Source organism: Halorubrum sp. SD683 (genome assembly GCF_002135045.1).
Lineage (GTDB): Archaea > Halobacteriota > Halobacteria > Halobacteriales > Haloferacaceae > Halorubrum > Halorubrum ezzemoulense.
Genome location: NZ_NEWJ01000113.1, coordinates 1 through 5,419, shown reverse-complemented (window position 1 = coordinate 5,419; position 5,419 = coordinate 1). Strand labels below are relative to the sequence as shown.

The window sequence follows — 5,419 nt, the reverse complement described above, 5'->3', positions numbered from 1 at the left end:
CCCGCGCCGTCTCGCGGACGTCGTCGGGCGCGACGGATTAAGGGTGCGGGGCGCGACAAGCGCACGGGACGCGCACGGAACTGCGGGATCGTGACGTGCCGGCTCGCGCGCCTTTTTCACCCAGCGGCCGGAACGCGAACGCGTGCCAACGCTCGACCTGTCGATCGGGCTCGGAACGTCCGGGCTCGACGACCCCGAGACCTGTACCGACACCGTCGCCGCGGCGCTGGACGCCGGCTACCGTCACGTCGACACCGCGCAGATGTACGACAACGAGGCGGCGGTCGGCGAGGGGATCGCCGCGAGCGACGTCGATCGCGACGACGTGGTCGTCGCGACGAAGGTCCACCCCGAGAACCTCGCGCCCGACGACGTCCGCGAGACGGCGCGGGCGAGCCTGGATCGGCTCGGCCTCGACCGCGTCGACCTCCTGTACGTCCACTGGCCGATCCGAGCGTACGACGCGGAGACCACGCTGCCCGCGTTCGACGAACTCCGCGATGAGGGGGTGACCGACCACGTCGGCGTCTCGAACTTCACGCCCGATCTGCTGCGCGAGGCCCGCGAGATCCTCGACGCGCCGATCGCGGCCCACCAAGTCGAGTGTCACCCGCGGTTCCGGCAGCCGGAACTGCGCGCCCTCGCCGACGAGTTCGACCACCGGCTCGTGGGCTACTCCCCGCTCGGCCGCGGGGAGATCCTCGACGATCCGGCGATCCTCGAAATCGCCGAGCGAAACGACCTCTCGCCGGCGGTCGTCGCGCTCGCGTGGGCGCTCGATCGCGGTATCGTGCCGATCCCGAAGGGGCGAGGCGACCACCTGCGGGAGAACCTGCGCGCAGTCGACGTCGACCTGCCCGACGAGGACCTCGATGAGATCGATGCGCTCGATCCGGGGGAACGTCAGATCGACCCCGACGACGCGGCGTGGAACCGCTGACGGGGCGGCCGGCTGACACCGCGATCAGACCGCGTCGAGCCGCGCCCGCAGCTCGGCGTCCGCCCGATCGACCAAGGCATCGAGGGGCTCGTCGAGGTACGGTACCCACTGATCGATGAATCCCGAGCGTCCGAGCATTCTGACGACCTCGTAGACTGGGCGCCGCCGTTCGAACCCCTCGGGAAGCCCCCCGGCGCGCTCGCGGTATCCCTCGCGGAGGGCCGCGGCGAACCGTTCCGAGCCGGTCGAGTCGAACCCGTTGAGCAGCTGGTCCTCCGCGCGCACCAGGTCCCGAGCCGGGTCGCCGGCGTGGGACAGCTCCCAGTCGATCGCCGCGACGCCCGGGCCGTCGGTAGCGTCCGCCCCGTCCCCTTCGGCCGTCACGAAGAGGTTCGGCTTCGTGACGTCGCCGTGGAGCAGCGCCGCCGGCGCGCCGTCGAGCAGGTCCCGGTTCGCGCGCACGCAGTCGACGACGGCGTCGTAGTGGTCGGCGAGCCGCTCCGAGGTGCCGATCTCGCGCGTCCGCTCGACCGTCGCGAGCAGCACGTCTGTCCACGGCGCGAACTCGATCGCGAGTCCGGTCTGCGCGTCGGGTCCCGCGGTCGCCGCTCCTTCCGCCGCGCTCCCGCGCTCCGCCCCCGCGCCAACGATCTCCCCGTGGCTCGCGAACCGGTCGGCGTGGAGCGCGGCGAGCGCACGCCCGACGCGGCGGAGCAGTCGCTCGCGCTCGTCGCCGCTCGCCGCCTCGTAGACGCCCAGCAGCCCTCGGCCGGGCGCCGGCGCCGTCGCGAGGTATGCCGGGTCGCCGTCGGGGTCGGCCGCCAGCACCTCGGGGACCGCGATGGGTCCGTGCTCCCGGACGTATCCGAGTACGGCGCGCTCTCGGGCGAGCCGGTTGCTCTCGTCGGCGAGCGCGATCTTGAGGAACGCCCGTCCGCCGTCGGCGAAGGCGACGCCGACCGTCTCGTTGGCGCCGTTCCACGAGGGGCCGACGCCGGTCAGCCGGTCGACCTCGCGGTCAGGAAACGCCGCGGCGAGCGCGCGGTCGATCGGTTCCGATCCGGTGCCGTTCATGCGTTCCGTTCCGCACGGCCCCGTGTTAATATTGTTGTCAGGACAGGGATGACCGTGCCACGTAAAATCTCGGAACACGTTTCAGAATCCTGTTACCGCGTGATTATCGATGCCCTCATACGTGTTGGTGAAAGATAATAAACTCGTGGAAGACGGGTCACCGGACGGGCGTATCGCGTTCGATGTCGACGCGACGACGCTCACCGTCCGCGACGTGATCGAGGGCGAGGAGATGCGGCTCGGCGTCGACCGCGAGCCGGATCTCAGTCCGGCGCTGCCCGCGTTATTCCCGTCTCCGGTCGACGACGCGGTCAGTTTCGAGGCGCAGTCGCTGACCGTTCCGGAGTACACGTCGATCGTCGTCCGCGACGACGAGGGCAAGTTCATCGGGCGGCCCACCGAACCGGCGGAGTTCCCGCGTGGATCGTACTGTATCGACATCACTGGCGTGACGAAGTCGTCCCTCAGGTTCGAAGACGCAGAACTCTCCGTGAGCGGGGTCGAAGGCTCCGACCCGGTCGAGATCGCGCTCGGCCGTCCGGCGACCGTCAGTCTCGGCGCGCGGTCGCTCCACACTCGTCCGGAGGCGACGATCACCGTCCCCGACGATCCGGAGGCGCTCGCGGCGGCGGTGTCGGTGTTGGGGTCGTCGATCCGGGAGTTCTCCGCGGAGCGATCCTGGCCGACCCTGCGGGGGTATCCGCCCCGAATCCGGCGAGGCGAGTCGCTCGATATTCCGACCCCGTTGACCGTCCCCGACACGGGCGTCGAGGTCGTCGTCCGACCGACGTACGCCGACGTGTACCGTCTCTCGACGCTCGCCTACTACCTCGGCGCACGGATGAAGATCGGCGAGGAACCGGCCGTCCGGCTCGACACCGGGTACACGGAGCGGCTTCCCGCCGACGGTCGCGGACTCGAAGAACGAGTCGGTGAACTACTGCGGACGTGGTTCTTCCTCGACACGCTCGTGCGGACCGACGGCTACACGCTCTCCGACAGGAAGGAGTACGAGCAGGTGGGGCCGCAGCTCCCGTTTTACCCGCCGAATCTGGACGGCCTCTCGCTGAGCGAGCGGGTGATGGAGTACCTGGAGGTCGACCCGGGAACCGTCGAGCCCTACGCTCCCAACTGGTCGACGGAGGCGATACTCCGTCCCGATCCCGCCGGTGCGGAGCTCCTGCCCCACCTCGCGCACGTTCTCGCACCGGTCCGAGTCCGCGGTTCCGCCGGGCGGATGCGCTCGGGAGACCCGGTCGGACTCACGACGGCAGACCGGCCGAGCGGCAGTCATCCGCTCCCCTCACGCGAAGGCGGCTCGGCACCGGACCCGGATTCGGATCCGATACCGGCGTGGACCGCCGCGGCGCTCCCGGCGGCGTACGAACACCAGCTACGGCGAACCCCACCGGACCCCGGAGAAGCGTCCGTCACGTTCCTCATCCGATCCTCGGAGCGGGCGCGGCGACTGCGCGAGGCGCTCACCAGCCCGTCGCTCCCCGCGGGCGTCGGGGCCCTCTCGGTACTCGAAACGCCGACCGCAGACGTCGTCGCGGACGCGCTGTCGGACCCGTCGGTAGACCTGTTGTACTGCGACCTCCCCCTCGACGGCGGCGTCCCGGTCGCCAACGGCGCTCCCGTCGACTTCCCTCACGACTCGACGGCGGACGATCGATCGGCTCCGGTCGTCAGCGTCTTCGAGGGAAGCTGGCGCGTCGCCGTCGGCGTCGACGCGGTCCGGCGCGGCGGCACCGGGGCCGCGGTGATCGACGGTCGCATCCCCGCCGAACGGATCCGAACCGCGGTCGAACTGCTCGCCGCGGCGGGCCTCCCGCTCGACACGTCCATCGCCACGCTACCGCTTCCCGGTCGGCCGCCGGTCCGTTTCGCGGGCAACGGTTCTACGAACGTGATGCCCCCGAACCCTCCGACGCCCAGGCTCGCCTTCGTCGAATCAGCGACCGATTCTGAACACCGCGTCACTTGGCGAACGGTGCTTTCCCCCCTCTCGTGGTTCGGGGCGGAGTATCAGATCGTTTACGACTGCTTCAACGAGAAGACGCGACTCGTCGGACGCGACCCGACGGAGCGACCGGCCCTCTCCTCTGAGACGGTGGCCGAGTGGTCGATCGAACCCGACACCGTACTGTTCCTCAACGGACGGTTCATCCCTCCGGCTACCGATCTCACGGTTAAAGACGTTGAGAAGTCGGCTCGACAGGCCCTCTCGGCCGATAGGGGCTCGGAATCTCCAGAGCGGACGGCGATCGATGACGAGTGTCAGTCTCACGAGTGATTTCGCTCGGTGACCGCCCACAGATGTTTAACGATTGTCCTCAGCATCTTCCACCCGCCGATATTTTTTATCCTCCGGACGACGAACCGCCGCGTATGCCCCAAGTCCACCTTGACGAGGAGACGGTCGAGCGACTCGACTCCCTCCGGGTCGACGACGAGGAGTACGACGAGATCGTGACCGAACTGATCAACATCTACGAGGCGGAGGAGCTCACGCTGTTCCGCGGTAGCGATCTCGACTGAGGCCGCGGGGCGGACGGGTCCCCCGAACCCGGCCGTCGACTACTCCTGATACGCGAGGCGGACCTGTTCCCACTTCCCGGCTTCCTCGAGGTGCGCCTGTAGCTCGTCGGCGTACTCCTGAACGAGCCGCTCTGCGGCCTCCAGCTCCTCGTCCGAGGGACCGCCGGATCCGCCCCCGCCGCCGAGCCCGAGTGCGCCCTTAATCGAGTCGACCACGCCCCCGCCGGACCCGCCGGAGTCGCCGCCGGGAGCGCCGCCCATCCCCGCCATCTGCGACCGGAGGTTCTCCAGTTCCGGCATGATCGCGGGGAGGTTCGACGTGTCCGCGACGACGCGGGCGGCGTCGGGGTCGTCGGCGTTCTCGATCTCCAGATCGGTGGCCGTCATGATCAGGCCCCACTCCTGGCTGGAGAAGCGCGACGCGGCGACGCGCTCGTTGAACTGGTTGTCGACGGTCATCCGCTCGCCGACGATGGCGTCGGTCCACTCGCTCATGCGACTCCGTTCGCCGGTCGCGGTGAAAAGTCCGTCCCCCTCGCGTCAGGGTGCGGACGCCGACGGGGCGCGCTCACGACCGCCGGAGATCGTCGAACGCGGCGCCCGCGAGTCCGGGTCCCAACGGCACGGCGACCGCGCCCTCTGCGACGGGAGAGGGATCGGGGGCGAGGTCCTCGTCGAGCAGCGTCCCGGTCGCGAGCCCGCAGGGCGACACCTCGGGGACCGCGGCCGCCACGTGGACGGCGGCCGTCCGCGCGACGACCGCGTCGATCGTGGTGGTGACCACCGGGTCGACGCCGGCCGACCGGGCCCGTAGCGCGGCCGCCAGCGCGCGGTCGGGGCCGCCGAGCGCCATCGGCTTGAGGA

Annotated in this window: 6 protein-coding genes; 3 read left to right on the top strand and 3 right to left on the bottom strand. The window is 70.1% G+C overall.

Annotated elements, in window-relative coordinates:
• The first annotated feature begins 142 nt into the window (after nucleotides 1-142).
• Nucleotides 143-940, top strand: a complete 798-nt coding sequence (locus B9G49_RS15510) for an aldo/keto reductase (RefSeq protein WP_086216971.1) — start codon at nucleotides 143-145, stop codon at nucleotides 938-940.
• Between the two features lie 24 nt (nucleotides 941-964).
• On the opposite strand, the gene B9G49_RS15505 is transcribed toward B9G49_RS15510, so the two are convergent.
• Nucleotides 965-2,014 carry a phosphotransferase family protein gene (locus B9G49_RS15505; RefSeq protein WP_086216970.1) on the bottom strand — a complete coding sequence of 350 codons (1,050 nt, stop codon included), beginning with the start codon at nucleotides 2,012-2,014 and terminating at the stop codon, nucleotides 965-967.
• A gap of 145 nt (nucleotides 2,015-2,159) precedes the next feature.
• On the opposite strand from B9G49_RS15505, the gene B9G49_RS15500 reads away from it, so the two are divergent.
• Both B9G49_RS15500 and B9G49_RS16870 read left to right on the top strand, forming a co-directional pair.
• Entirely contained in the window at nucleotides 2,160-4,310 is a 2,151-nt protein-coding gene (locus B9G49_RS15500; protein WP_086216969.1) for a hypothetical protein, read from the top strand.
• Nucleotides 4,311-4,405: 95 nt separating this feature from the next.
• Nucleotides 4,406-4,555 carry a hypothetical protein gene (locus B9G49_RS16870; RefSeq protein ID WP_169514827.1) on the top strand — a complete coding sequence of 50 codons (150 nt, stop codon included), beginning with the start codon at nucleotides 4,406-4,408 and terminating at the stop codon, nucleotides 4,553-4,555.
• 39 nt (nucleotides 4,556-4,594) lie between these two features.
• On the opposite strand, the gene B9G49_RS15495 is transcribed toward B9G49_RS16870, so the two are convergent.
• Nucleotides 4,595-5,050 carry a DUF5799 family protein gene (locus tag B9G49_RS15495; RefSeq protein WP_086216968.1) on the bottom strand — a complete coding sequence of 152 codons (456 nt, stop codon included), beginning with the start codon at nucleotides 5,048-5,050 and terminating at the stop codon, nucleotides 4,595-4,597.
• A 73-nt stretch (nucleotides 5,051-5,123) separates the two neighbouring features.
• On the bottom strand, nucleotides 5,124-5,419 hold a 296-nt coding region (locus tag B9G49_RS15490), incomplete at its 5' end, for an enolase C-terminal domain-like protein (protein WP_303645952.1).

Coding starts and splice junctions, on each gene's coding strand:
- B9G49_RS15505 (WP_086216970.1), bottom strand. CDS start 2,014: ATGAACGGCACCGGATCGGAACCGATCGACCGCGCGCTCGCCGCGGCG.
- B9G49_RS15495 (WP_086216968.1), bottom strand. CDS start 5,050: ATGAGCGAGTGGACCGACGCCATCGTCGGCGAGCGGATGACCGTCGAC.
- B9G49_RS16870 (WP_169514827.1), top strand. CDS start 4,406: ATGCCCCAAGTCCACCTTGACGAGGAGACGGTCGAGCGACTCGACTCC.